The organism is Streptomyces sp. NPDC005551 (assembly GCF_042871785.1).
Lineage (GTDB): Bacteria > Actinomycetota > Actinomycetes > Streptomycetales > Streptomycetaceae > Streptomyces.
Genome location: NZ_JBIAJE010000002.1, coordinates 215,662 through 240,090, shown reverse-complemented (window position 1 = coordinate 240,090; position 24,429 = coordinate 215,662). Strand labels below are relative to the sequence as shown.

General features: G+C 70.9%; 23 protein-coding genes and 1 tRNA gene. 14 read left to right on the top strand and 10 right to left on the bottom strand.

The annotated features are described in order from the left end of the window. Window positions 1–47: 47 nt before the first annotated feature. Both ACFYP4_RS05310 and aceE read right to left on the bottom strand, forming a co-directional pair. The gene (locus ACFYP4_RS05310) at window positions 48–806 is read right to left on the bottom strand and encodes a potassium channel family protein (protein WP_388782989.1); all 759 of its coding nucleotides are present in this window, start codon (window positions 804–806) and stop codon (window positions 48–50) included. 120 nt (window positions 807–926) lie between these two features. After that, entirely contained in the window at window positions 927–3,674 is a 2,748-nt protein-coding gene (gene aceE, locus ACFYP4_RS05305) for a pyruvate dehydrogenase (acetyl-transferring), homodimeric type (RefSeq protein ID WP_358854329.1), read from the bottom strand. A gap of 469 nt (window positions 3,675–4,143) precedes the next feature. Here aceE and ACFYP4_RS05300 point away from each other — a divergent pair, with 469 nt between their 5' ends. The 6 genes from ACFYP4_RS05300 to ACFYP4_RS05275 all read left to right on the top strand — a co-directional run bounded on the left by ACFYP4_RS05300 (window position 4,144) and on the right by ACFYP4_RS05275 (window position 8,842). Beyond that, complete coding sequence (locus tag ACFYP4_RS05300) at window positions 4,144–4,581, top strand: DUF3052 domain-containing protein (protein WP_183116860.1); 438 nt, start codon at window positions 4,144–4,146, stop codon at window positions 4,579–4,581. A gap of 183 nt (window positions 4,582–4,764) precedes the next feature. Beyond that, window positions 4,765–5,223 (top strand): peroxiredoxin, encoded by a 459-nt coding sequence (locus ACFYP4_RS05295; RefSeq protein ID WP_358854330.1) that lies wholly within the window; start codon window positions 4,765–4,767, stop codon window positions 5,221–5,223. A 114-nt stretch (window positions 5,224–5,337) separates the two neighbouring features. After that, the gene (locus ACFYP4_RS05290; RefSeq protein WP_358854331.1) at window positions 5,338–5,913 is read left to right on the top strand and encodes a TerD family protein; all 576 of its coding nucleotides are present in this window, start codon (window positions 5,338–5,340) and stop codon (window positions 5,911–5,913) included. 134 nt (window positions 5,914–6,047) lie between these two features. Further along, the gene (locus ACFYP4_RS05285) at window positions 6,048–6,623 is read left to right on the top strand and encodes a TerD family protein (RefSeq protein WP_358854332.1); all 576 of its coding nucleotides are present in this window, start codon (window positions 6,048–6,050) and stop codon (window positions 6,621–6,623) included. Window positions 6,624–6,767: 144 nt separating this feature from the next. After that, complete coding sequence (locus ACFYP4_RS05280) at window positions 6,768–7,916, top strand: DUF475 domain-containing protein (protein WP_358854333.1); 1,149 nt, start codon at window positions 6,768–6,770, stop codon at window positions 7,914–7,916. A gap of 188 nt (window positions 7,917–8,104) precedes the next feature. Beyond that, window positions 8,105–8,842, top strand: coding sequence for a Tellurium resistance (locus ACFYP4_RS05275; protein WP_388782983.1), 738 nt, complete (start codon window positions 8,105–8,107; stop codon window positions 8,840–8,842). A 66-nt stretch (window positions 8,843–8,908) separates the two neighbouring features. Here the strand turns inward: ACFYP4_RS05275 and ACFYP4_RS05270 are convergent, their stop codons facing one another. Beyond that, window positions 8,909–9,808, bottom strand: coding sequence for a TerD family protein (locus ACFYP4_RS05270; protein WP_388782981.1), 900 nt, complete (start codon window positions 9,806–9,808; stop codon window positions 8,909–8,911). 189 nt (window positions 9,809–9,997) lie between these two features. Between ACFYP4_RS05270 and ACFYP4_RS05265 the strand changes: the two genes are divergently transcribed. The 3 genes from ACFYP4_RS05265 to ACFYP4_RS05255 all read left to right on the top strand — a co-directional run bounded on the left by ACFYP4_RS05265 (window position 9,998) and on the right by ACFYP4_RS05255 (window position 14,567). Continuing rightward, complete coding sequence (locus tag ACFYP4_RS05265) at window positions 9,998–11,161, top strand: HpcH/HpaI aldolase/citrate lyase family protein (protein WP_388782978.1); 1,164 nt, start codon at window positions 9,998–10,000, stop codon at window positions 11,159–11,161. A 101-nt stretch (window positions 11,162–11,262) separates the two neighbouring features. Continuing rightward, a complete protein-coding gene (locus ACFYP4_RS05260) occupies window positions 11,263–13,740 on the top strand; it encodes a phosphoribosyltransferase (RefSeq protein WP_358854337.1) in 2,478 nt (825 codons plus the stop codon). Continuing rightward, window positions 13,740–14,567 carry an HAD family hydrolase gene (locus ACFYP4_RS05255; RefSeq protein ID WP_388782976.1) on the top strand — a complete coding sequence of 276 codons (828 nt, stop codon included), beginning with the start codon at window positions 13,740–13,742 and terminating at the stop codon, window positions 14,565–14,567. Before ACFYP4_RS05260 ends, ACFYP4_RS05255 begins: the two co-directional genes overlap by 1 nt. Here ACFYP4_RS05255 and ACFYP4_RS05250 read toward each other — a convergent pair. After that, window positions 14,479–15,198, bottom strand: a complete 720-nt coding sequence (locus tag ACFYP4_RS05250) for a DedA family protein (RefSeq protein WP_388782973.1) — start codon at window positions 15,196–15,198, stop codon at window positions 14,479–14,481. The two genes, ACFYP4_RS05255 and ACFYP4_RS05250, sit on opposite strands and share 89 nt — an antisense overlap. 166 nt (window positions 15,199–15,364) lie before the next feature. Between ACFYP4_RS05250 and ACFYP4_RS05245 the strand changes: the two genes are divergently transcribed. The 3 genes from ACFYP4_RS05245 (at window position 15,365) to ACFYP4_RS05235 (ending at window position 17,674) form a co-directional block, all read left to right on the top strand. Continuing rightward, a complete protein-coding gene (locus ACFYP4_RS05245; RefSeq protein WP_069759425.1) occupies window positions 15,365–15,706 on the top strand; it encodes a PadR family transcriptional regulator in 342 nt (113 codons plus the stop codon). After that, a complete protein-coding gene (locus ACFYP4_RS05240) occupies window positions 15,703–16,659 on the top strand; it encodes a hypothetical protein (RefSeq protein ID WP_358854340.1) in 957 nt (318 codons plus the stop codon). Before ACFYP4_RS05245 ends, ACFYP4_RS05240 begins: the two co-directional genes overlap by 4 nt. A gap of 94 nt (window positions 16,660–16,753) precedes the next feature. After that, window positions 16,754–17,674, top strand: coding sequence for a phosphatase PAP2 family protein (locus ACFYP4_RS05235; protein ID WP_388782969.1), 921 nt, complete (start codon window positions 16,754–16,756; stop codon window positions 17,672–17,674). Between the two features lie 424 nt (window positions 17,675–18,098). On the opposite strand, the gene ACFYP4_RS05230 is transcribed toward ACFYP4_RS05235, so the two are convergent. From ACFYP4_RS05230 to ACFYP4_RS05215, 4 genes are all read right to left on the bottom strand, one after another. Further along, window positions 18,099–18,320 carry a zinc ribbon domain-containing protein gene (locus tag ACFYP4_RS05230; RefSeq protein WP_358854342.1) on the bottom strand — a complete coding sequence of 74 codons (222 nt, stop codon included), beginning with the start codon at window positions 18,318–18,320 and terminating at the stop codon, window positions 18,099–18,101. Between the two features lie 122 nt (window positions 18,321–18,442). Then, window positions 18,443–19,075: a DUF4383 domain-containing protein gene (locus tag ACFYP4_RS05225; RefSeq protein WP_388782966.1), complete on the bottom strand. Its 633-nt coding sequence runs from the start codon at window positions 19,073–19,075 to the stop codon at window positions 18,443–18,445. Between the two features lie 229 nt (window positions 19,076–19,304). Next, the gene (locus ACFYP4_RS05220; protein ID WP_388782963.1) at window positions 19,305–20,747 is read right to left on the bottom strand and encodes a hypothetical protein; all 1,443 of its coding nucleotides are present in this window, start codon (window positions 20,745–20,747) and stop codon (window positions 19,305–19,307) included. A gap of 72 nt (window positions 20,748–20,819) precedes the next feature. Next, window positions 20,820–21,629, bottom strand: coding sequence for a DUF4097 family beta strand repeat-containing protein (locus tag ACFYP4_RS05215; RefSeq protein WP_358854351.1), 810 nt, complete (start codon window positions 21,627–21,629; stop codon window positions 20,820–20,822). Window positions 21,630–21,841: 212 nt separating this feature from the next. Here ACFYP4_RS05215 and ACFYP4_RS05210 point away from each other — a divergent pair. Together ACFYP4_RS05210 and ACFYP4_RS05205 are read left to right on the top strand one after the other, a co-directional pair. Continuing rightward, a tRNA-Val gene (locus ACFYP4_RS05210) sits at window positions 21,842–21,916 on the top strand. 355 nt (window positions 21,917–22,271) lie between these two features. Further along, window positions 22,272–22,823 (top strand): hypothetical protein, encoded by a 552-nt coding sequence (locus tag ACFYP4_RS05205; RefSeq protein ID WP_358854345.1) that lies wholly within the window; start codon window positions 22,272–22,274, stop codon window positions 22,821–22,823. Window positions 22,824–22,871: 48 nt separating this feature from the next. Here the strand turns inward: ACFYP4_RS05205 and ACFYP4_RS05200 are convergent, their stop codons facing one another. Together ACFYP4_RS05200 and ACFYP4_RS05195 are read right to left on the bottom strand one after the other, a co-directional pair. Next, window positions 22,872–23,219, bottom strand: a complete 348-nt coding sequence (locus ACFYP4_RS05200; RefSeq protein ID WP_358854346.1) for a hypothetical protein — start codon at window positions 23,217–23,219, stop codon at window positions 22,872–22,874. A gap of 153 nt (window positions 23,220–23,372) precedes the next feature. Continuing rightward, a complete protein-coding gene (locus ACFYP4_RS05195) occupies window positions 23,373–24,344 on the bottom strand; it encodes a ketopantoate reductase family protein (RefSeq protein WP_388782959.1) in 972 nt (323 codons plus the stop codon). Window positions 24,345–24,429 lie beyond the last annotated feature (85 nt).

The window sequence follows — 24,429 nt, the reverse complement described above, 5'->3', positions numbered from 1 at the left end:
GGCCCATGGGGCGCCGTCGGTGAGGCGGAAGCCCCGCCCGCCCGCGCCTACCCCGGACGCGACGGCTCGGCGGGTACGGGCGCCGGACGGACGGCCCCCGACAGGTCCGCGACCTGGGCCCGCAGCGCCCGCACCTCCTCCGTGAGCGCCTCGATCGCGGCCGTCTGCCGGCGCTCCTCCACGTCGTCCTTCTCGAAGCGCGCGATGAACCACGCCGCGATGTTCGCCGTCACCACACCGAGCAGCGCGATGCCGGACAGCATCAGGCCGACCGCGAGCACGCGGCCCAGACCGGTGGTCGGGGCGTGATCCCCGTACCCCACGGTCGTCATCGTGGTGAACGACCACCACACCGCGTCGCCCAGCGTTCTGATGTTCCCGTGCGGTGAGTCCCGCTCCACCGACAGCACGGCGAGCGAACCGAACATCAGCAATCCGACGACCGTGCCCACGACGTACGTGGTCAGCCGGATCTGCGACGCCATCCGCGCCCGCCGCCCCACCAGCATCAACGTCGACACCAGCCGCAGCGGCTGGAACATCGGCAGGATCACCGCGCCGAGGTCCAGCCAGTGGCCGCGCACGAACCCCCGCCGGTCCGGCGCCAGCGCGAGCCGGACGAGATAGTCGCCGGCGAACGCGCCCCACACGACCCACTCCACCACCGTGCAGGTGACCGCCATCGAGTGGCTCACGCTGTTGTCCACGATCGGCACGGCGTAAGCGAGGGCGAACGCCAGCGCGAGCGCGAGCAAGGGCCGCTGAGTACGCCGCTCCCAGCGGACCTGCGCCGATTTTTCCGTCATGCCCCGCATCGTAGAAAACCCGGAAGGGCGGCGGAGCCGAGGCCCCGCCGCCCTTCCGGTTCACCCCCGGCGCACGCGCCCGCGGCGGAGCCGCTCACGCACACCCGACGGACGTGACGCCTACGCGTCGCCGCCCGCCGCGCCGGGGTCGGCCGCCGTCACGTCGAGGAGCTGGTAGCGGTCGATCGCCTGCTTCAGCACCGACCGGTCGACCTTCCCCTCGCGCGCCAGCTCGGTCAGCACCGCGACCACGATCGACTCCGCGTCGATGTGGAAGAAGCGCCGCGCCGCACCGCGCGTGTCCGCGAAGCCGAAGCCGTCCGCGCCCAGGGACTGGTAGGTCCCCGGCACCCAGCGGGCGATCTGGTCCGGCACCGAGCGCATCCAGTCGGAGACCGCCACGAAGGGGCCCTCCGCGCCCGACAGCTTCCGCGTCACGTACGGGACGCGCTGCTCCTCCTCCGGGTGCAGCAGGTTGTGCCGCTCCGTCTCGATCGCCTCGCGGCGCAGCTCGTTCCAGGAGGTCGCCGACCAGACGTCGGCCCGGACGTTCCACTCCTCGGCGAGGATCCGCTGCGCCTCGACGGCCCACGGGACGGCGACGCCGGACGCCATGATCTGCGCCGGGATCGAGCCCGCGGTGCCCGCGCTGAAGCGGTGGATGCCCTTGAGGATGCCGTCGACGTCGACGTCCGCCGGCTCCGCCGGGTGCTGGATCGGCTCGTTGTAGACGGTGAGGTAGTAGAAGACGTCCTCGCCGTGCGGGTGCTCCTCGGTCGAGCCGTACATCCGGCGCAGACCGTCCTGCACGATGTGCGCGATCTCGAAACCGTACGCCGGGTCGTACGCGACGCAGCCCGGGTTGGTCGAGGCGAGCAGCTGCGAGTGGCCGTCCGCGTGCTGCAGACCCTCACCGGTCAGGGTCGTGCGGCCGGCGGTCGCGCCGAGCACGAACCCGCGCGCCAGCTGGTCGGCCATCTGCCAGAACTGGTCACCGGTGCGCTGGAAACCGAACATCGAGTAGAAGACGTACACCGGGATCAGCGGCTCGCCGTGCGTCGCGTACGCCGAACCCGCGGCGATCAGCGAGGCCGTGCAGCCCGCCTCGGAGATGCCGTCGTGCAGCATCTGACCGGTCGGCGACTCCTTGTACGCGAGGAGCAGATCCCGGTCGACGGCCTCGTACTGCTGGCCGAGCGGGTTGTAGATCTTCGCACTCGGGAAGAACGAGTCCATGCCGAAGGTGCGGTACTCGTCGGGGGCGATCAGCACGAAACGCTTGCCGATCTCCTTGTCCCGCATGAGGTCCTTCAGCAGTCGTACGAACGCCATGGTCGTGGCGATCGACTGCTGACCGGAGCCCTTCTTCACACTCGCGTACGTCTTGTCCTCGGGCAGCGGCAGCGGCTTCGACCGCACCACGCGGGTCGGGACGTAACCGCCCAGGCCCTTGCGGCGGTCGTGCATGTACTGGATCTCCTCCGAGTCCCGGCCCGGGTGGTAGTACGGCGGGGCGCCGGACTCCAGCTCCTTGTCGGAGATCGGGATGTGCAGCCGGTCGCGGAAGCCCTTGAGGTCGTCGACCGTCAGCTTCTTCATCTGGTGCGTGGCGTTGCGGCCCTCGAAGTTCGGCCCCAGCGTCCAGCCCTTGACCGTCTGGGCGAGGACCACCGTCGGCTGGCCCTTGTGCGCCTTGGCCGCCGCGAAGGCCGCGTAGACCTTGCGGTGGTCGTGCCCGCCGCGGCCCAGGTGCAGGATCTGGTCGTCGGTCATGCTCTCGACCATGGCGCGCAGCCGGTGGTCGTCGCCGAAGAAGTGCCGGCGGATGTACGCGCCGGTCTCGGTGGCGTACGTCTGGAACTGGCCGTCCGGCGTGGTGTTCAGCTTGTTGACCAGCACGCCGTCGCGGTCCTGCGCGAGCAGCGGGTCCCAGGTGCGGTCCCACACCAGCTTGATCACGTTCCAGCCGGCGCCGCGGAACTGCGACTCCAGCTCCTGGATGATCTTGCCGTTGCCGCGCACGGGGCCGTCGAGCCGCTGGAGGTTGCAGTTGACGACGAACGTCAGGTTGTCCAGGCCCTCGCGCGCAGCGATCGACAGCTGGCCGAGCGACTCCGGCTCGTCCATCTCGCCGTCCCCGAGGAACGCCCAGACGTGCGACTTGGAAGTGTCCGCGACGCCGCGCGCCTCCATGTAGCGGTTCATCCGCGCCTGGAAGATCGCGCCGAGCGGGCCGAGGCCCATGGACACGGTCGGGAACTCCCAGAAGTCCGGCATCAGCCGCGGGTGCGGGTACGACGACAGCCCGTACGGCGCCTTCGACTTCTCCTGCCGGAACGCGTCGAGCTGCTGCTCGCTCAGCCGGTCGAGCAGGAAGGCGCGGGCGTAGATGCCTGGCGACGCGTGCCCCTGGAAGAAGATCTGGTCGCCGCCGTCACCCTCGTCCTTGCCGCGGAAGAAGTGGTTGAAGCCGACGTCGTAGAGGGAGGCGGAGGAGGCGAAGGTCGCGATGTGGCCGCCGACGCCGATGCCCGGGCGCTGGGCCCTGGACACCATCACGGCCGCGTTCCACCGGGTCGCGTTGAGGACCTTGCGCTCGATCTCCTCGTTGCCGGGGAAGAACGGCTCGTCCCTGGTCGCGATCGTGTTGACGTAGTCCGTGCTGCGCATCTCCGGCACGGCCACGCGCTTCTCGCGGGCCCGCTCGATCAGCCGCAGCATCAGATAGCGGGCACGCTCCCGGCCGCGCTCGTCGACGGCGGCGTCGAGGGAGTCGAGCCACTCCTGGGTCTCTTCGGGATCGAAGTCAGGTACCTGACTCGGAAGGCCGCCAATGATGATCGGGTTGCGATCGGATCCGGAAGCCACGCTGTTCCTTCACTGTCAGAGGGCCATGTTTCCCTGGGTTTCCAGGTGTCTGCACCGTTCCCCATCGTGGACCCGGGGAACGCGATCGTCATCTCTACCGAGGGGTAACCATCACGTTCGTCCAGCCAGGTCGGGGCGGGTCGGGCCGAATCGCAACGATACGCCCAGCCCGGCACGCGTTCCGCAAAGCCATTCGACTCCCGTACCCTCGGAGGGTCCCTAATTCGCAAACCGGGCAGAAGAGCGTGGTGTGCGTCACGCGTGCCTGTGATTGCATGCCTGGAGTTGCGTCGACACGGCCGGGATCGTCACCGTTTCGGCGGTCTCGACGGCCGGGTACTTGCGCGATCCGTCCCGCCCGTGTGGACTACGGCCAATGCTTCGCGCACGCGCGTGGCTGAAGACTTCTCCCAGCTCCTGACACGAGCGGGGGGAAGACCCCTAACGAAACATGATCAGGAGGCAACCCGTGAGCGCGACCGCGGACCACGCGGAGGAGAGGACGAACCCTGCCGCCAGGCTGGGGTTCCAGCCCGAGCAGGTGGTCCAGGAGATCGGCTACGACGACGACGTCGACCAGGAGCTCCGCGAGGCCATTGAGGAAGTCATCGGCAGCGAGCTCGTGGATGAGGAGTACGACGACGTCGCCGATGCCGTGGTGCTGTGGTTCCGCGACGAGGACGGCGACCTGACGGATGCGCTGGTGGACGCCACCACGTACATCGAAGAGGGCGGCACGATCCTGCTGCTGACGCCGAAGACCGGCCGCGACGGCTACGTCGAGGCGAGCGACATCGCCGAAGCCGCGACGACCGCGGGTCTGTCCCAGACCAAGACCGTCAGCGTGGGCAAGGACTGGAGCGGCAGCCGGCTGGCCACGCCGAAGGCGGCCAAGTCGAAGCGCTGAACTCCGCTTTTCTTCTCTCCCTCAGGGCAGTACTCGTGCTGCCCGCAGCAACGTGTGCGGGGCCCCCGCCGACCAGCCGTCGGCGGGGGCCCCGCCCATGCGCGGGGCCGTCCTGCCTTCGGGCGGATCCCTGCGTAGGCTGGTCGTCACCCGAACGGCCCCCTGGAAGGGATGCGTGTGACTATGGCGATCGAGGTCGGCACCAAGGCCCCGGACTTCGCACTCAAGGACAACCACGGCGCCACGGTGCGGCTGTCCGACTTCCGCGGCGAGAAGAACGTGGTGCTGCTCTTCTACCCGTTCGCGTTCACCGGCGTGTGCACCGGTGAGCTGTGCGCCCTGCGCGACGAGCTCCCCCGCTTCACCGACCGCGACACGCAGGTGCTGGCCGTCTCCAACGACTCCATCCACACCCTGCGAGTCTTCGGCGAGCAGGAGGGCCTGGACTACCCGCTCCTGTCGGACTTCTGGCCGCACGGCGAGGTCTCGCGCGCGTACGGCGTCTTCGACGAGGACAAGGGATGCGCCGTGCGGGGCACCTTCATCATCGACAGGGACGGCGTCGTCCAGTGGACCGTCGTCAACGGTCTGCCGGACGCACGTGACCTGAACGAGTACGTCAGGGCGCTCGACACCCTGTGATTCTTCGGCCCCAAGCCCTGCAGGGTACGGGAACCCGTCACTAGGATCGACACGTTGATCCGATACCGACGCACGACGGGGCTCCCCGCCCCTGGACACCATTTGGGAGGACTCGTGGGAGTCAGCCTCAGCAAGGGCGGCAACGTCTCGCTGTCGAAGGAGGCGCCCGGCCTGACCGCGGTCATCATCGGTCTGGGCTGGGACGTCCGTACCACCACCGGCACCGACTTCGACCTCGACGCCAGCGCCATCCTGACGAACGCGGAGGGCAAGGTCAGCAGTGACGCCAACTTCGTGTTCTTCAACAACCTGAAGAGCCCGGACGGCTCCGTCGAGCACACCGGCGACAACATCACCGGTGAGGGCGAGGGCGACGACGAGCAGATCAAGGTCAACCTCGCCGGCGTCCCGGCCGACGTCGAGAAGATCGTGTTCCCGGTCTCGATCTACGACGCCGAGAACCGCCAGCAGTCGTTCGGCCAGGTCCGCAACGCGTTCATCCGCGTCGTGAACCAGGCGGGCGAGGCGGAGATCGCGCGCTACGACCTCTCCGAGGACGCCTCGACGGAGACCGCGATGGTCTTCGGCGAGCTCTACCGCCACGGCGCGGAGTGGAAGTTCCGTGCCATCGGCCAGGGATACGCCTCGGGCCTGCGCGGCATCGCGCAGGACTTCGGCGTGAACGTCTGAGCCGACAGCGGGCCCCCCGGGGCCCTGGGTTCACCCGTCCGGCGCCGCACACTTCGAGTGCGGCGCCGGACGCGCTCGACGGCGGCGCCGGACCGCCGGACAACTGAAGTTCCATCTCGGGGAGGACCAGCATCATGGGCGTCACACTCGCCAAGGGAGGCAATGTCTCCCTCTCCAAGGCCGCACCCAACCTCACGCAGGTGATGGTCGGGCTCGGCTGGGACGCACGCTCCACCACCGGAGCCCCCTTCGACCTCGACGCCAGCGCGCTGCTGTGCAACGCGGGCCGGGTGCTCGGTGACGAGTGGTTCGTCTTCTACAACCAGCTCAAGAGCCCCGACGGCTCGGTGGAGCACACCGGCGACAACCTCACCGGTGAGGGCGAGGGTGACGACGAGTCGATCCTGATCGACCTCTCCAAGGTCCCCGCCACCGTGGACAAGATCGTCTTTCCGGTCTCGATCCACGAGGCAGACAACCGCGGGCAGACCTTCGGCCAGGTCAGCAACGCCTTCATCCGCGTCGTCAACCAGGCCGACGGCCAGGAACTGGCGCGCTACGACCTCAGCGAGGACGCCTCCACGGAGACCGCGATGATCTTCGGTGAGGTCTACCGCTACCACGACGAGTGGAAGTTCCGTGCCGTCGGGCAGGGGTACGCGTCAGGTCTGCGGGGCATTGCTCTGGACTTCGGGGTCAACGTCTCCTAGGCGGTTGCGGGGCCCGCCCGTGCCGACCGAGCGGACCGCGCTCTACACTTCGAGGTCAACGTTAGGTAAAGCCGAGTACGGCACGGGGAAAACCTTCCTCCAGGCTCCGCTTGGGGGCGCCCCCAATACACGATTGGGTAGCCAGTGCTTCTGAAAACCTTCGGCTGGTCGTTTGCGGTCACCGCACTCGGCCTGGTCGCGGCGGTGCTCTACGGGGGGTGGACCGGCTTCGGCATCGTGGCGATCCTGTCCATCCTCGAGATCTCGCTGTCCTTCGACAACGCGGTGGTCAACGCCGGAATCCTGAAGAAGATGAGTGCCTTCTGGCAGAAGATCTTCCTCACGGTCGGTGTGCTGATCGCCGTCTTCGGCATGCGGCTCGTCTTCCCCGTCGTCATCGTGGCGGTGACCGCCAAGAAGAGCCCGATCGAGGCGGTCAACCTCGCGCTGACGGACAAGGACCAGTACCAGCAGCTGGTGACCGACGCCCACCCGGCGATCGCCGCCTTCGGTGGCATGTTCCTGCTGATGATCTTCCTCGACTTCATCTTCGAGGACCGGGACATCAAGTGGCTGAACTGGCTTGAGCGCCCGCTGGCCAAGCTCGGCAAGGTCGACATGCTGTCGGTCTGCATCGCGCTGATCGCCCTGATGATCACCTCCATGACCTTCGCGGCCCACGCCCACCAGCACGGCGGAGCGCACGCCGACAAGGCGGAGACGGTCCTGATCTCCGGCATCGCGGGCCTGATCACGTACATGATCGTCGGTGGTCTCTCCGGCTACTTCGAGGACAAGCTCGAGGAAGAGGAGGAGCGCGAGCACGAGGCCGAGGAAGAGGCCAGGCAGACCGGCAAGAAGCCGTCGGCGGTGGTCCTCGCCGGCAAGGCCGCGTTCTTCATGTTCCTCTACCTCGAGGTCCTGGACGCGTCCTTCTCCTTCGACGGTGTGATCGGCGCCTTCGCCGTCACCAACGACATCGTGCTGATGGCCCTCGGCCTCGGCATCGGCGCCATGTACGTCCGGTCGCTCACGGTCTACCTGGTCCGCCAGGGCACCCTCGACGACTACGTCTACCTGGAGCACGGCGCGCACTACGCGATCGGCGCCCTCGCCGTGATCCTGCTGGTCACCATCCAGTACCAGATCCACGAGGTCATCACCGGCCTCGTCGGCGTCATCCTGATCGCCTGGTCCTTCTGGTCCTCGGTGCGCCGCAACAAGGCGCTCGCGGCCGCCGAGGGAAAAGGTGAGAGCTCGGACGACAAGACCGAGGTCCCGTCCGGGGTCTGACACACGCACCGGGCCGGGGGGTTGACGCCCCGCCCGATGAGGAACGCTCTGTGCGGGGCGGCACCGAGGACGCGTCCTCGGTGCCGCCCCGCACGGCATGGTCCACGCGGACGTGCGCCGCACGGACCACCGCGCGGAGCGGGGACGTCAGGGGTACGACGTAAGAATCAGGCATGTGGGGGGCGGAAATGAGCTTCTGGGAAGACCTGTGGCGCGGCCGGTCGGCGGACTTCGACTCGGGCAGCGCGTCCACCAACGCCATCGAACTGACCAAGCGGCACCGCCAGGTCTCGCTCACCCAGCAGGGAGCGGCCACCGGCAACCTGCGCGTCAACCTGTCCTGGCGGATGCGCACCTCCGACATCGGCGGGCCCGAGCGCGGCAGCCTGCTGCGCCACCCCTTCCAGGCGTTCAAGCCCGAAGTGGTCCAGGCGCACACCCAGAGCATGGTCAACGTCGACCTCGACCTGGGCTGCATGTACGAGCTCATGGACGGCTCGAAGGGCGTGGTCCAGCCACTGGGCGGCTTCTTCGGCGAACTGAACGCCCCGCCGTACGTGAAGCTGAGCGGCGACGACCGCTTCGGCTCCGGATCCGGCGAGACGATCTTCGTCAACCTCGACCACCGCGACGACATCAAACGGCTGCTCGTCTTCGTCTACATCTACGACCAGACCCCCGCCTTCGACCGTACGCACGCCGTCGTCACCCTCTACCCGAGCAACGGCCCCCGGATCGAGATCGGCCTCGACGAGCGCCACCCGCAGGCACGGTCCTGCGCCGTCGTCATGATCGAGAACAACAAGGGCGAGCTGACCGTGCGCCGCGAGGTCAGATTCGTGTACGGCTTCCAGGCCGAACTGGACCGCCTGTACGGCTGGGGCCTGCAGTGGGGCCGCGGCTACAAGTCGAAGGCCGGCCGGTGAGCACCACGCGCCGCCGCGCCGGGTGCCGCCCCGCGGAAGGCAGCACCGGGCCCGGCGGCGAGCCGGTCAGCGGCCGATGAACTGAGGGCCCTGCGGAGGCAGCTCGAAGTCCGGGTCCGGCACCGGTCCGACCGGCTGCGGATAGCCGTAAGCGGGCGGCTCGACGGCCGCCGTCTGCGGCTGCGGATAGCCGTACGCCGACCCGTCCGCCGGCCGGGCCGGCTGCGGATAGCCGTAACCGGGCTGCTGCGCGGGCGCCGGGGGATAGCCGTGGGCGGACGGCGAGGCCTGCTGCGGCACCGGCGCGGGGTGCTCCGGCGGCAGCGGCACCGACGTCTCGGGCGGACCGGCTGGCGCCGCCCACGTCTCCTCGGCGGAACCCGGGGGCGCCGCCCACGTCTCCTCGGACGCGGAGCCGGGCTCCGACTCGTCCACCGAGATGCCGAAGTCGGTCGCGAGGCCCTGCAGACCGTTCGAGTAGCCCTCGCCGAGCGCCCGGAACTTCCACCCCTCGCCGCGCCGGTAGAGCTCCCCGCAGATCAGCGCCGTCTCCGCGCCGGTCTCCGGTCTGATGTCGAAGTACGCCAGCGGCTCACCCTCGGCGACCGACGCGTCGTACAGCAGGATGCGCAGGTCGCGCACGCGGTCGAAGGTGACCCCGTCCGCCGAGGCGACCAGCAGGATCTGGCCGACCGCGGACTCGACACCCGCCAGATCCGTCTGGATCGTGTCGGTGAGTCCCTCGGCGACCCGCTTCTTGCCGAGCCGCCAGACCTTGGCCGACGGGTGCCGGGGCTGGTTGTAGAAGACGAAATCCTCGTCGGATCGCACACGACCGTCGGGGCCGAGGAGCAGCGCCGAGGCATCGACGTCCGGAACGCCCTGCCCGGGCGCCCAGCGCAGCACGGCACGCACCGCTGTGGCGTCCAGCGGGACGTTCGACCCCTTCAGCATCGCGTGCGTCATGCGGTCATCCTGCCCTCTCGGGCCTGGTCACGACAACGCGGGGTACTCGGCTTCCGTACGGGAACAGCAGGCATCGGACACAGCTGGGTTACCAGAACTTCATGCTCGCTGGGAACTGCCGTCATGGATATCTACGTACTATTACCGGCCACATCACGTCAGGCCGTCCAGCCGCCACGGGGGAGACCCATGCGTCATTTCGGGCACATCGCCCCTGAGGAGCGCCAGCGCCTCTTCCACCGGGAGCCGTGCGACTTCAGCGCGGAATCCCCGGCCCACGTCCTCGCCGCGGCCCTCGGCGCCACCCTCTACAGCCCGGCCACCCGCCCGCAGCTCGCCGACGACATCGTCAAGCAGTCCGGGCGCGGTGTGGTCTCCATGGTGCTGTGCCTGGAGGACTCGATCGACGACGCGGACGTCGCGTACGGCGAGGAGAACCTGGTCAGGCAGTTCACCGACCTCGCCGGACGGCCCGACGCGGCACTCCCGCTGCTGTTCGTGCGGGTCCGCGCCCCCGAGCAGATCCCGGACCTCGTCCAGCGGCTCGGCCCCGCCGTCCGGCTGCTGTCCGGATTCGTCCTGCCGAAGTTCACCGAGGAGCGCGGCACCCCCTACCTGGAGGCCCTCACCGAGGCCGAGGCGACGAGCGGGCGGCGCCTGTTCGCCATGCCCGTCCTGGAGTCGCCGGAACTGCTCCACCTGGAGAGCCGCCGGGAGACCCTGGAGGGGATCTACCGCACCGTCGACAAGTACCGCGAGAGAGTCCTCGCGCTGCGCCTCGGCGTCACCGACTTCTGCTCCGCGTACGGACTGCGCCGCCCGCCCGACATGACGGCCTACGACGTCCAGATCGTCGCCTCCGTCATCGCCGACGTGGTGAACGTCCTCGGCCGCGCCGACGGCACGGGATTCACCGTGACCGGACCCGTCTGGGAGTACTTCCGGCTCCAGGAGCGCATGTTCAAGCCACAGCTGCGCCGCAGCCCCTTCACCCCGGCGGCCGAGCACCTGCGCGCCACCCTGATCGAGCACGACATGGACGGCCTGCTGCGCGAGATCGCCCTCGACCGCGCCAACGGCCTCCTCGGCAAGACCTGCATCCACCCCTCGCACGTCCTGCCCGTGCACGCGCTGTCCGTCGTCAGTCACGAGGAGTACAGCGACGCCAAGGACATCCTGCGGCCCGACCGGTGCGGCGGCGGGGTGCTCCGCTCCGCGTACACGAACAAGATGAACGAGGTGAAGCCGCACCGCGCCTGGGCCGAACGAACCCTCCAGCGCGCCGAGGTCTTCGGAGTCGCCAACGAGGACATCGGCTTCGTGGAACTGCTCGCCGCCGGACTGTGCTCCTGAAGCAGCGAGGACCGACCGGCCGCCCGACACCACAGGCGCCCGGACAACAGGCCGCCAGGACCGACCGGACGGCCGGACCGACCCGAACCAACAAGGAATCGATGAACAACGTGGAGTGGACGGGGACCTGGGTCGCGCGGCGGCTCGGGGTCGAACTCGTCGGTGACGAGAAGCTGCCCGGCCTGCTGGGACTCGCGCTGCGGCGCAACCCCAAGCGGGCGCACCTCCTCGTCTCGAACGTGCTCGGCAAACACGTCCCGCAGTCGCCCTCCCTCGTCCACGGGTACGGCTTCGCGCTCGGCCGGCGCGTCCGCGAACTGCTGGGCGACGAGGCGCCCACGGCCGTGGTCCTCGGCTACGCGGAGACCGCCACCGGCCTCGGCCACTGCGTCGCCGACGGCATCGGCGTGGCCCCCTACCTCCACTCCACCCGCCGCCCCGTCCCGGGCGTCGCACGGGCGGGCGGTTTCGAGGAGTCCCACTCCCACGCCACCTCCCACCTGCTCCTCCCCGAGGACCCGCGGCTGCTCGCCGGCCCCGGCCCGCTCGTCCTCGTCGACGACGAGTTCTCCACCGGCAACACCGTCCTGAACACCGTCCGCGCCCTGCACGAGCGCTACCCGCGCGAGCGGTACGTCGTCGTCGCCCTGGTCGACCTGCGCTCCGCCGCCGACCTCGGACGCCTGGAGGACTTCGGCCGCGAGATCGGTGCCCGCATCGACCTGGTCACCGCCGCCTCCGGCACGGTCGTCCTCCCGGACGGCGTCCTGGAGAAGGGGCAGGCGCTGGTCGCCGCCCACGAGCCGGCCACCCCCGCCTTCCACACCCCCGAGCGCACCGGCGACGTCCGTCGCGTCGCCCTCGGCTGGCCGCAGGGCGTACCCGACGGCGGCCGCCACGGCTTCACCCCCGCGCACCGCGCACGCCTGGAGGACGCGCTGCCCGCCATGGCCGCCCGGATCGCCCGCGCCCTGCCCGACGGTGCCCGGCGCGTCCTCGTCCTCGGCTTCGAGGAGCTGATGTACGCCCCGCTGCGGCTGGCGCGGGAACTGGAGCAGGCCACGGACGCCGAGGTGCGGTACTCCACCACCACCCGCTCACCCGTCCTAGCCGTCGACGACCCCGGCTACGCGATACGCACCCGTCTCGTCTTCCCCGCCCACGACCACCCCGACGACGGACCCGGCCCGCGCTACGCCTACAACGTCGCCGGTGCCGGATTCGACGCCGTCGTCGCCGTCGTCGACTCCGCCGCCGACACCCCCGAGCTGCACGCCCCCGACGGACTGCTGGCCCAGCTCGGCGCGCACACCCCCGCCGTCCTGCTCGCCGTCGTCCCCTCCCACGTCCCGTCGCCGGCGACCGCCTCCGGTGCCGCGCCGCACGCGGCCCCGCGGCACACCGCCACCGAAAGGCCCCTCATGCTCCCCGCGCCCCTCCGCGGCCCCGCCTTCTCCTCGTACGCACCGGACGACGTCGGCTGGCTGCTCCAGGACCTCTCGGACGTCCGTCTGGAGGCCCCGACCGAGGAACGCGAGGAGGCGATCCAGAGCGGGGGCGCCCACTACGCGGAGTCACTGCCGGTGGAGTACCAGCCGAGCGAGCAGTACCAGGAGCTGTTCCACGCGGCCCTCGGCACCTCGGCCGCCCGCATCGCCCTGGCCGTCGGCGCCGTCACCGAACTGGTGCTCGCCGAACGCTCACCCAGGCCCGTCCTCGTCTCCCTCGCCCGCGCCGGGACCCCCGTGGGCGTCCTCATGCGGCGCTGGGCCCAGTACCGCCACGGACTCGACCTCCCGCACTACGCCGTCTCCATCGTGCGCGGACGCGGCATCGACGCCAACGCCCTGCGCTGGCTGGCCGCCCACCACGACCCCGCCGACGTCGTGTTCGTCGACGGCTGGACCGGCAAGGGCGCCATCACCCGCGAACTAGCCCAGGCCGTCCAGGAGTTCGAGGCGTCCGACGGCATCACCGGATTCGACCCGGAGATCGCCGTGCTCGCCGACCCCGGCGCCTGCGTCCGCACCTACGGCACCCGCGAGGACTTCCTCATCCCCTCCGCCTGCCTCAACTCGACCGTCTCCGGGCTGATCTCCCGCACCGTCCTGCGCGCCGACCTCGTCGGCGAACACGACTACCACGGCGCCAAGTTCTACCGCGAACTCGCCGCCACCGACGTCTCCGCCGACTTCCTCGACGCCGTCGCCGCCCACTTCCCCGACGTCTGCGACGCGGTCGACTCACAGGCCAAGGACCTGCTCGCCGCCGACCGCGCCCCGACCTGGGAGGGCTGGGCCGCAGTGGAGCGGATCAGCGAGGAGTACGGCATCCACGACGTGAACCTCGTCAAGCCCGGCGTCGGCGAGACCACCCGCGTCCTGTTGCGCCGCGTCCCCTGGAAGATCCTCGCCCGCGCCGGAGCCGGCGCCGACCTCGACCACGTACGCCTGCTCGCCGAACAGCGCGGCGTCCCCGTCGAGGAGGTCGCCGAACTCCCCTACACCTGCGTGGGGTTGATCCACCCCAAGTTCACCCGCGGGGCGACCGGCGCCGACGGCCGGGCGGTGACCGCCTGATGGCCCCGCCCCAGGTGCTCGTCGCAAGCGACCTCGACCGCACCCTCATCTACTCCACCGCCGCGCTCTCCCTCGCCGTGCCCGACGCGGAGGCCCCCCGGCTGCTCTGCGTCGAGATCTACGAGGGCAAGCCGCTGTCCTACATGACCGAGACCGCCGCCGGTCTCCTCACCGAACTCGGCACCAGCGCCCTCTTCGTGCCCACCACCACCCGCACCCGCGAGCAGTACCGGCGCATCAGCCTCCCCGGCCCCGCCCCGCGGTACGCGATCTGCGCCAACGGCGGTCACCTCCTCGTCGACGGCGTCTCCGACCCCGACTGGCACGCCCGGGTCACCGAACGCCTGACGAACGAATGCGCCTCCCTCGCCGAGGTGCGCGAGCACATGGCCGCCACGTCGGACCCGCTCTGGGTCCGCAAGCACCGCGTCGCCGAGGACCTCTTCGTCTACCTCGTCGTCGAGCGCGAACTGCTCCCCGAGGACTGGGTGAAGGAACTCGCCGTGTGGGCCGAGAACCGCGGCTGGACCGTCTCCCTGCAGGGCCGCAAGATCTACGCCGTTCCGAAGCCGCTCACCAAGAGCGCGGCCATGCGCGAGGTCGCCCGTCGCACCGGCGCCGCCCGCACGCTGGCCGCCGGTGACTCGCTCCTCGACGCCGATCTGCTGCTCGCGGCCGACCGGGGCTGGCGTCCCGGCCACGGCGAACTCGCCGAGGCCGGCTGGACCGCCCCCGCGATCACCGCTCTTCCGGAGCTCGGTGTCGCGGCCGGGGAGCGGATCCTCCGGGAGTTCCTCGCCGCCTGCGAGGGCCCCCGCCCGGCCTGAACAGCCGCAGCCCCACGAAGACCAGCACGGCCAGCGCGGCCGCCGCGAGCACCGCCTTCGAGTACGCGGAGACGACACCCGTGACCTGGGTCCAGTTGTCGCCCAGCAGATAGCCCGCGAGCACGAAGGCGGTGTTCCAGATGGCGCTGCCCAGCGTGGTGAGCCCCAGGAACGACGGCAGTGGCATGCGCTCCACGCCCGCCGGCACCGAGACCAGGCTGCGGAAGACGGGGATCATCCGCCCGAAGAACACGGCCTTCGGGCCGTGCCGCAGGAACCAGGCCTCGGTCCTTTCGACGTCGGAGGCCTTCACCAGCGGCAGCCGGGCCGCCAGCGCGAGCGTGCGCTCACGGCCGAGCAGCGCCCCCACGCCGTACAGCGCGAGCGCCCCGGCCACCGAGCCCAGCGTCGTCCACAGCAGCACGGCCGGCAGGCTCATCCGGCCGCTGCTCGCCGCGAAGCCGGCGAGCGGCAGGATGACCTCGCTCGGCAACGGGGGGAACAGGTTCTCCAGCGCGATGGCGAGACCCGCGCCGGGCGCGCCGAGCCCGGCCATGAGGTCACTGACCCACTGGGGCGCGCCGCCCTGAGCGAGCCCGGCTGCGGTGGTCGCCGCTGCGATGGCTGTCATGCGGCCACGCTAGGAGACGGGAGCTGAAGGGAAGCTGAGGGCGGGGTCACCCACGCGACACCCGCCCGCCGGCCGGGAGAGGGTGACGCTCGCCGCGGGCGGGAAGTGCTGCCGGTGGTCACCCAGGGGTGCAGATATATTTCGTAGCTCGATATATGCTCGATGCATGACCAGACAGAATCCGCCCCTGACGGAACCGCAGTACTTCATCCTTGCTGCGCTCATGGATGGTCCGTTGCACGGTTACGGCATCATCAAGGCTGCCGAGCGGGCCACCGACGGGAGGCTCCGGATCGCTGTCGGCACTCTCTACGGCGCGTTGGAGCGGATGGAGCGGGCCGGGCTGGTGGCCGCCGGCCATGAGGAGATCGTGGACGGGCGGGCGCGGCGCTACTACCGGCTCACCGAGGACGGCACCGAGGCGCTCGGCCGGGAGGCGCTGCGGATGCAGCAGGCGGCGGCCGTCGTCATCGGACACTCGCGGGACGCCGGCGCGGCCCCGGCATGAATCGTCTGCTGCTTGCGGCCTATCCCGAGCCCTACCGTTCCCGGCAGGGAGAGGAGGTGCTGGCCTGCCTGTCCGAGGCGTATCCCGGCCGCTCCTGGCCCCCGCCGCGGGAAGTTGCCGCCCTGGTGCGCGCCGGGGTGCAGGCCCGCGCCCGTGCCGTCGTCGACGACACGGCCCGGCCGTGGTGGCTGGACGGCATCCATCTGACCGCCCTGGTCTTCGCCGTACTGGCGCTGGTTCCGTACTTGCAGGATGTCTGGCACTGGGCACTGCACATCGACCCCGGACAGCACGCCATCGCCTTCCACTTCTCCGGCTGGTACCCGTGGGCCGAAGGTCCCACGCGGATACGGCTGCTGCCCTACGGGCTGCTCCCGCTGGGCTGCCTGATCGCCCTGCTGCGCGGCAGACCGTGGATCGCGCTGCCGGCCGCGGCAGCCATGATGTGGGCCGGCGCCACGTCCCACGGCCGCACCCTCTTCGGCGACGAGGGCAAGGCGGGCCTGGGCTACTACGGTCTCGGCGCCCCCATAACGGCCCGTGACCTGGTGCTGTCGGGGGCACTGTGCGCCGCGTGCGCCGTGCTGGCGCTCTGCCGTCCCAGCCGTCTGCGACGCCGCTCGTACCGCTGGCTGGCCCCCGTCGTGCTCGCCATGTTCGTGGCCGGGGGCCTGCACATCATCTCCGTCAGTCCGGCTTTCCAGCGCGGTTTGTTCGTGCTCGAAGTCGCCGCGCTGATCGCCGCGTGGGTGGCGACGGCCGCCACCGGCGACCACCGGTGGCTGATCCCCGTGGCGGCGTTCGCGATCGTCCGCACGCAGGCGATCGTCGTCCGGCCGGACACGTTCATGCAGTCCTTTCCGGACCTGGTCGTCCTCATCCTGCTGATCGCACCCCTCCCCGCCCTGGCGATCGCCGCCCAGCGCCGACAGGGGCAGGCACTCGCCGAATAGGAGCGGGCCCCCGGTGGGCCGGCCGAGCCCGGCGGCCCACGTCGTGCCGGAAGGCACGCGTGACCGAACTCCCCCCAACGGAAGAAACAGAGCGATGACTCAGCACGATTCTCCGTCCCTGCCCGCGCACCGTCCGGGGGCCTCAAAGCAGGCCCCCGAGGCCCCCGACGACACCAGCCCGTCGTGTACGACGCGGCCGTGGATGCCGGCCCTGCTGTACACCTTGGGGTTCCTGACGGTCTACCTGCTCGCCATCTGCACCCCGTGGGGGCAACGAGCTGAGAACCCGTGGTTCTACCTCGGCAAACAGGGTGGCGAAGCAGCATGGATCTACCCCCTGTCAGGATCGGTCTACGGCTCGACGCCCCTGCCACCGCTGGAACTGAGCGCCAAGCCCACCGTGATGGCGGGCCTGGCCGTCATCGTGCTCCTCACCCTGGTGCGACGGTGCTGGCGGCAGGGGTTCGCGGCGCTGGGGGTCGCCATTCTCGCGATCGGAGCCAAGGAGGTGTTCAAATCGACCGTGCCCCGCCCCGATCTGGTGGGCGCGCCCGAGAATCTCCTTGATCAGGGTTTTCCCAGCGGGCACACGGTCATCCCCGCCGCGCTGACCCTCGCCGCCGTCCTCGTGGTTTCCCCCCGCATCCGCCCCTACGTCGCCACGGCCGGTGTGCTGTGGCTCGCCTGCATCGCCGCCGCCAGCGCGACCATGGGCGGCCACCGGCCCAGCGAAGTGCTGGGGGCCACACTGCTGGCCTGTGCCTGTTACGGCCTCGCAACCTGGCTGCTGCCGACGGCCGCCGCGCCGGGCGCCACGCGGAGCCCTCGTGCGCTGCATGTCATCGCCCTGGCGCTGGCACTGATCGTCGCCCTCGTTTCCGGCGCACGGCCCGACACCCTCACAAGGTCACTGGTCTCCGCGGCGACGGCCTTCATATGTGCGGCCCTGGTCTGGTACGCCGCGGTCGGGCGGCCCGCGCACACCGCACGCCGCACACGCCCCGCACTGGACTGACCACCCGGCCGGCTCCGGGCGGGAACCGGCGCATCCTGGCAAAGCGGTGGTCCGACGCCACCGCCCGGTCGTAGAAGCCGTCGACGCCCGAGCGGGATGTGCTACCGCCCGGCGCGCCCTCCCGTAGTCCGACCAACAGACCGGTGTCGCCCGGCGCGGCAACCGGACGGCCAGAATGATCACGTGGCTGAACGAGTGCAGGTCCGGGAGACCGACGATGACGAGGGCCGGCGGCTGCTGCGGATCATCCGCAGGGGCAGCGGGTCGGTGGTACCTGCGCACCCTCTACCCGGACAACGTCCGTAACGCGATCGTCTGCGACAGCTTCTCCCGTACCTGACCACGAACCCGTGTGGGCGAGCACCCGCAAGGAAACACGCTCGTTGGCCCTGTGGGCCGACCCTCCCGGTGCGCCCGCCACGGTTCAGCCGCAGCAACCCCCGCCGCAGCAGCCACCGCCACCGCCGCCCGCCTGGGGCGCGGGTGCGGAGGCCGAGGCGGAGCCGCCGACCGCGACGGTCGACAGGAGCTTCACCGTGTCGTCGTGACCGGAAGGGCAGGCCGCGGGGGCGGAGGACTCCGCCATCGGGCGGCTCAGTTCGAAGGTGTCGCCGCAGGTCCGGCAGCGGTACTCGTAGCGAGGCATGCGCACAGGTTAACCGGCGCCGCCCCTCGCCGGGCCCCGGAGCCGGAGCTGAAGCCGGCCGGCCCCGAACGTGGCCTGGGACCGGTCACGCGAGGCCGGACCCCGCCCCCGGGGCCGGGAACTCAGCGCCGGCCGGGACCGGAGTCCGAGTCGCCCACGGGCTGACCGCCGCGCCCCGGCGCGAGGTGCCCCCGTCGGTGCCCCATCCCCTGCGCCGCGTCGATCCCGCCCCGCACCCGTTCCTCGGTCTCCGCCTGTTCGGGATGGCGGGAGCGCCAGTACGGGTTGTCGTGCGGCAGAGCGGAACCGACTCTCCCGTACATGCCGAAGAACATCAGCATGACGCCCACCACGAAGCTGAACAGCACGTTCGGGATACGGAAGGCGAGGAAGTTGTTGTCGGTGTCGAGCAGCGCCAGATTCACGAAGCCGCTGAGGATGAACAGAACGCCGACGATCATGTTGACCGTCGAGGCGAAGTTCCCGCCGATCACCATGCCGACGAAGAGCAGCAGGCCGACGCAGATCGAGATGACACTCAGGGCGCCGTTGGTGCTCAGGCCTGCCACCGTGTCGCCGCGGGTGTCGAAGAACCCGATCCTGTCGATCAGGCCCAGGACCCCGAAGGCGAGCAGGACGAGTCCCATCAGTCCGGCGCCGACCCGGTAGAACCTGCTGAGATGGTGGTCCACCGGAAGATGCTCGTCGAACCGGATGCGACGCCTCGACCCCGAATGAAGTGTTTGTGTGGCCATGTTCGCCTCCCTCGGCCGTCAGCGGAGGTGTACGTGTCTCCAAGGATCCGCCCGCAGGACCGGCACCGGCAACATCAGGCGGCCCCGGTCGCGGGGGAGGGGTGCCGCGGACCCAGTCACCGCAAGGAAAAACCCGTTGCCCCGAACGCGGAGCGAGGAGAGGACCCCTACCTCCGGCAGGGGCGCGCCGCAACTCCTCACGCGCCCGGGGGCAGCACAGCACGAGGCCTCACGCCCCGCCTCCGCGCTCCTCACGGATCCGCCCGACCACCTCCGCCACCGTCCGCCGGACCGCCTCCGTCTCCGTGAGGAAGTGCCAGTAGTCGGGGTGGCGGCTCTCCAGCGAGGCGACGGCACGGTCCAGGCGGGCCACCGACTCGTCGAGCGGGCGGGCATGCCGGGGGTCGGGAGTGTTGCGGCCCGTCATGGCGAGCCGCTGCGCGTCACGGATCGCGAAGCGGGTGCGGTCGATCTCGTGCTGCGGGTCCTTCGCGACGGCGTTGAGCCGCCGGAGCCGGTCACCGGCCGCGGAGACGGCCTCGTCGGTGTGGTTCAGCAGCGCCCGCACCGTGGACAGGAGCGCGGTCGCGTCCGGCCAGCGCTGGTCGTCACGCGCCGCCTGCGCCTCCTTCAGCTTCAGCTCCGCCTGCCGCAGGTCCTCCCCGGCATGGTCCGGCACGTGCTGCAGGTCCTGCCAGCAGGCGGCCGTGAACCGGCGCCGCAGCTCGCTGAGGACCGGCTCGACCTGCCCGGACCGGGTGGTCAGTGCCTCCGCGCGGGTGCGCAGCGAGACGAGCCGGTGGTCGATCTCGGCGGCCCGCTCGGGAAGCCGCTGCGCCTCGGCCCGAACCGTTTCGGCCTCGCGTGCGACCCGCTCGGCGCGCTCCAGCGTCTCGGGTACGCCGTGCTGTCCCGCGCCCTGGTTGAGCCTGGTCAGCTCGGGGCCGAGGGCGGCGAGCCGGGCCGCGAGATCGTCGGCCCTCAGCTTCGAGCCGCGTACGGCGTCGAGGGCGTTCGAGGCGGCGAGCAGGGCCTGGCGGGCGCGCTCGACGGCCGGGGCGAGCCGGGCGAGCTGCGTCTCGGCCTTGCCGAGCAGCGGCTCGAGACCCTGGCCGAAACGGTCCAGGTCCTGCTTGACCCGGCCCAGCTCGTCCTTGGCGGCGGTGAGTTCGGTGCGGGCCTGCGCGGCGGCGGAGGCCTCCAGGTCGTCGTGGTCCAGGTCGTGGGCGTCGACCGCGTTGATGTACTGGTGGCTGGCCTCGTCGATGCGCCGGCCGAGCGCCTCGAAGTCGGAGAGCGCGCGACGGGCCGCGGGGGAGTCGTCGACGGCCCGGATGGTCTCTATCGAGATCCGCAGATCGCGCTGGGCGGTGTCGAGCTCGTAGAAGGCGGCGGCCGCCGCGTCCTTCGCGGCCTGTGCCTCCGCCCGCTGGCTCTCCGAGCGGCCCCCGAACCAGCGCCGCGTGCCGCCGCCGGCGAAAGCGGCCGGCAGGGCGAGCACGGCGAGCAGCGGCAGCGCGACCAGGGCCAGTGTGTCCCGGGCGGCGCGGGGGACACCGGCGGCGCGCGCCGTTTTCGCGGCGCGGCCGGTCCGGGGGTTCGCAGGGCGACGGCGTGGCTGCTCCGCACCTGGCACATACGGCGTGTACGGCTGCGAAGGTGTCGCCGTCACATCCCTCTCCCGTGCTGTCATCCGCTACCCGGTGTCATTCTCCCACCCGATAGGGACGAACACACGGGCTCATCAGTTCGCGGTTCGCACCGTGACTTTCCCGTCGCCGGCGCGGGCGGACACGACGTGGGGGCTCTTGTCGTCACGGGGCACGGACACGTCCACGGCACCGTCGTCGCTCCCGGCCGTGACCCGGTACGTCTCGCGGGGCAGCCCGATCGTGATGGAACCGTCCTGGCTGCGGGACTCCACCAGCTGCGGTACGACGCCCAGTTCGAGCCGTACGGAGCCGTCCCCGGTCGTGGCACGCACACGGCGCGAGTCGACGCCGAGGGCGGTGATCGAACCGTCGCCGCTGTGCAGGTCCAGCGGGCCGGCGGAGTCCGTCACGCGGACGGAACCGTCCGACGTGCGGATGCTGAGCCGCTCCTCGAACCCCTTCGCCGTCACGCTCCCGTCGCCGTCCTCGACGCTGACGGCGATCCCGCGCGGCACCTCGATCCGGTGCCGGGCGGAGCAGTCGGCGACGACACCCGAGCACTTCATCCGCAGGACGAGCCGGTCGTCCCGCATGGTCCAGGTGACCCTGGGTTCCCCGCCCATGACGACGCTCCCCTCGAACCACCGGGTGACCTCGACCTCGTCGGCATCGTCGGAGTCCGCGACCACGAGCTCCAGCGCGGAGTCGTCCGAGTCGACGGTCAGGGTGCGGCCGTGCAGGGCGAACGAGCGGTGCTCGGGCTTCTCGTCGTCCGCTGCGTCGGCCCCGCAGGCGGAGACCGCCGCGACGAGGGCGACGACCGCGGCGGACGCCGCAGCCGTCCGGACGCGCCGTGTGCTGCCCGCACTCCGGGTACGCGCTGTGCGGGTCGGGCGGGTCATGCGGGTCATGCGGATCTCCCCCTGAGGCGAACGTCGACGCGCGCCGGGCCCCTCGGGCACACGCTCCTCCGACGCCCTTCGACCGTACGGATCCAGGACCCGCCGGAGGATCCGGGCCGCTCCCGGAAGAGGGGTGGGGATAACCCCCCGCCGCCCCCGGACACGGGTTTGCAGGACAGGCCCTCGGGCAATGTAGGCTGTCGACTCGTCCTGGGCGCGTAGCTCAGCGGTAGAGCGCCGCCCTTACAAGGCGGATGTCGGCGGTTCGAAACCGTCCGCGCCCACCAGGCCAAAGACCCCCAGCCGATCATGGCTGGGGGTCTTTGCCATCCGGATCTGACATCACTGTTCATCCGAACTGCGTGACAACACGGACAGACAACGGCGGACGAGCGTGCGCTCACGGACCGTTGCAGCGAGCCAGACGAGCACTGGTCCAAAGGTCGACGCCCTGTCCGAGTCGACGGGGGCGAAGAAGTCGCAGTTCCCGCCGCTCAGTACGGTCGCGGGATGCCGTGCTCCCGCAACGCCGGTCGAGCACGGCCCGGGATCTTCGGCGTACGTGGGCCGATGTCGGTGCCGGTGCCCGTGCCGGGGTCCTCCGGGACCCGGTGTTCGTGGTCGGCCCTACCATCGACCCTCATGGCCACAGTGATCCTGACCGTCGGGCTGGCGTTCATCGGCTATTTGGCGACCTATCTCAACGGGTTGCGGCTGGCGCAGAGGCAGGCCCGGCTGGCGCGGGTCAACATGCAGCTGAGCGACTTCTACGGTCCCCTCTTCGCGCTGATGGAAGCCAATAGCCGCGCGTACGACGCCTTCGCGGAGACGTACGCCCGCCCCGACGGCCGCGATCCCTTCCACCACGAGACACCTCCCACCGAGCAGGAGCTGGCCCGGTGGCGCACCTGGGCCACCACCGTCTTCATCCCCAACATCCGGGCCATGCGCGACGTGGTGGTCACCAAGGCCGATCTCCTCATCGAGGAGGAGATGCCCCCCGTCCTGCTCCAGCTCTGCGCACATGTCGCCGGATACGAGATCACCGCCGCGCAGTGGGCCGCGGGCAGGTATGAGGAACACCTGTCGCTCATACCGTTCCCGGGCCGGGAGCTGCGGGAGTACACCCGCGACCGGTTCACCCGCCTCAAGAGCGAGCAGGCGGCGCTGCTGGGGCGCCGCGGCCGGCGCTGAGACCGCGGGCGCCCGGCCAAAGGGGCGCAGCCGGGCCGCGTCCGGTGGTCAGTCCCCGGTCCGGGCGGGGGTCTCGCGGGTGTGTTTCAGGCTGCTCCGGGCGTCGACCTTCTCCGCGGCCGCGACCTGGTCCCAGAAGCGGTGGCAGGTCACGAAGACGGCCAGTTCGCGTTCGCGTCGGCGGAGTTTCTCCACCTCCGCCTGGTCGTCGGCCGTCCAGCCCGGGGACGCGGGTCGCTCGACCTTGCGCCAGCCGCTGTCGTCGCTGAAGCCGTCCAGCGGCTCCACCGACCAGGGGAGCCGCTTGAACAGGGCCAGAAGCTCCGCCCGGACCTGATGGAGCTCCTCCTGACCGGCCAGGAGGTCACTCGGGAAGTCATAGGGAGTCGCAGCCACGCGGCAATGGTACGCCTGTTCGATTTTGGGATGCGAGTTCCTCCGGTGACGTGATTCCACGCGTACGGGTGGGCGACGGGGGCGGTGCGGGCCGAGTCCCGCCGCACCGGGTCCGCGCGATGCCCGCTCCCGCCACCCGCCGGCCACCGCGGCTCAGCGAGCCGCGTCCGCCAGCTCCCGCACCAGCCTGGCCGCCACCGGCACGGACACCCCGTGCCGTTCCGCCGCGCGCAGCAACGCGCCGCCGATCGCGTCGAGTTCCAGCGGGCGGCCCGCCTCCGCGTCCCGCTGCATGGAGGACCTGGTGTCGGGCGGGAACGCGTCGTAACGGGCGAGGGCCTGGGCCGGGTCCGCCGGGGCGCCGCTCGCCCGGCTGACCGCCGCCGTCTCCTCGACCAGGGCCGTCAACTCCGCGCGGTGACCGGTGCGTACGTCACCCAACGGCAGCCCGTAGCGGGTCGTCAGCAGGGCGAACGGCGCCAGGAACGACATCTTCGCCCACAGCGTCGCCGCCTCGTCGTCCCGGACCCGGACGGCCGGTCCCGCCTTCGCGAGGGCCCCGGCTAGCGCGTCGAGACGTTCGCGCGGCACCGTGTCCCCGGTCAGGTCGATCTCGGCGAAGGGACTGCCGTGCTCGATCACCCCGGGGGCGACGCGGGTCGACTCCACCCGGATGACGGCGGGGGCCACCCGGGCGGCGCCGTAGCGGGCACGCAGGGCCGCGGGGTGCTCCACACCGTTCAGGAACGGTACGACCAGGCCGTTCTCGCCGAGCGCGTGCGGCGGTACGCGGTGCAGGGCCTCGTCCAGGGCCGTGTGCTTGACGGCGATCAGGCACGCGTCGACCGGCTCGCGCAGCTCGGTGTCCGCCGCCACCCGCGCCGTGAAGTCGCCGAACGGGCCGCTGTGCACGTGGATGCCGCCGGTGTGCAGCGTCCGTGCCGTCTCGTCCCGGGCCAGGCAGATCACCCGGTGTCCGGCCCGTGCCATCAGCGCCGCGAGGAGTCCGCCCACGCCGCCCGGGCCCAGTACCGCGACCGTCAGCCGCTCCCCGGCCGGGGAAGCGTCGGTCCCGGCGCCGGTGGGCAGGGGTGCGCTCAGGTCCGGGGCATGGTTGTCCGTCATGTGGTCATTCCTTCCGTCGGTCGGCCCCGTGACGGTGGCCGCCTCGCCGTGGATGATCTCACCGGAAGGGTGGGCTGGGACAGAG

What these genes read in the sequence shown, in the direction of transcription:
- ACFYP4_RS05310 (WP_388782989.1), bottom strand. Translation starts at nt 806, where the DNA reads ATGACGGAAAAATCGGCGCAGGTCCGCTGGGAGCGGCGTACTCAGCGG.
- ACFYP4_RS05295 (WP_358854330.1), top strand. Translation starts at nt 4,765, where the DNA reads ATGGCGATCGAGGTCGGCACCAAGGCCCCGGACTTCGCACTCAAGGAC.
- ACFYP4_RS05285 (WP_358854332.1), top strand. Translation starts at nt 6,048, where the DNA reads ATGGGCGTCACACTCGCCAAGGGAGGCAATGTCTCCCTCTCCAAGGCC.
- ACFYP4_RS05275 (WP_388782983.1), top strand. Translation starts at nt 8,105, where the DNA reads ATGAGCTTCTGGGAAGACCTGTGGCGCGGCCGGTCGGCGGACTTCGAC.
- ACFYP4_RS05270 (WP_388782981.1), bottom strand. Translation starts at nt 9,808, where the DNA reads ATGACGCACGCGATGCTGAAGGGGTCGAACGTCCCGCTGGACGCCACA.
- ACFYP4_RS05265 (WP_388782978.1), top strand. Translation starts at nt 9,998, where the DNA reads ATGCGTCATTTCGGGCACATCGCCCCTGAGGAGCGCCAGCGCCTCTTC.
- ACFYP4_RS05260 (WP_358854337.1), top strand. Translation starts at nt 11,263, where the DNA reads ATGAACAACGTGGAGTGGACGGGGACCTGGGTCGCGCGGCGGCTCGGG.
- ACFYP4_RS05255 (WP_388782976.1), top strand. Translation starts at nt 13,740, where the DNA reads ATGGCCCCGCCCCAGGTGCTCGTCGCAAGCGACCTCGACCGCACCCTC.
- ACFYP4_RS05250 (WP_388782973.1), bottom strand. Translation starts at nt 15,198, where the DNA reads ATGACAGCCATCGCAGCGGCGACCACCGCAGCCGGGCTCGCTCAGGGC.
- ACFYP4_RS05245 (WP_069759425.1), top strand. Translation starts at nt 15,365, where the DNA reads ATGACCAGACAGAATCCGCCCCTGACGGAACCGCAGTACTTCATCCTT.
- ACFYP4_RS05240 (WP_358854340.1), top strand. Translation starts at nt 15,703, where the DNA reads ATGAATCGTCTGCTGCTTGCGGCCTATCCCGAGCCCTACCGTTCCCGG.
- ACFYP4_RS05235 (WP_388782969.1), top strand. Translation starts at nt 16,754, where the DNA reads ATGACTCAGCACGATTCTCCGTCCCTGCCCGCGCACCGTCCGGGGGCC.
- ACFYP4_RS05230 (WP_358854342.1), bottom strand. Translation starts at nt 18,320, where the DNA reads ATGCCTCGCTACGAGTACCGCTGCCGGACCTGCGGCGACACCTTCGAA.
- ACFYP4_RS05225 (WP_388782966.1), bottom strand. Translation starts at nt 19,075, where the DNA reads ATGGCCACACAAACACTTCATTCGGGGTCGAGGCGTCGCATCCGGTTC.
- ACFYP4_RS05215 (WP_358854351.1), bottom strand. Translation starts at nt 21,629, where the DNA reads ATGACCCGCCCGACCCGCACAGCGCGTACCCGGAGTGCGGGCAGCACA.
- ACFYP4_RS05205 (WP_358854345.1), top strand. Translation starts at nt 22,272, where the DNA reads ATGGCCACAGTGATCCTGACCGTCGGGCTGGCGTTCATCGGCTATTTG.
- ACFYP4_RS05195 (WP_388782959.1), bottom strand. Translation starts at nt 24,344, where the DNA reads ATGACGGACAACCATGCCCCGGACCTGAGCGCACCCCTGCCCACCGGC.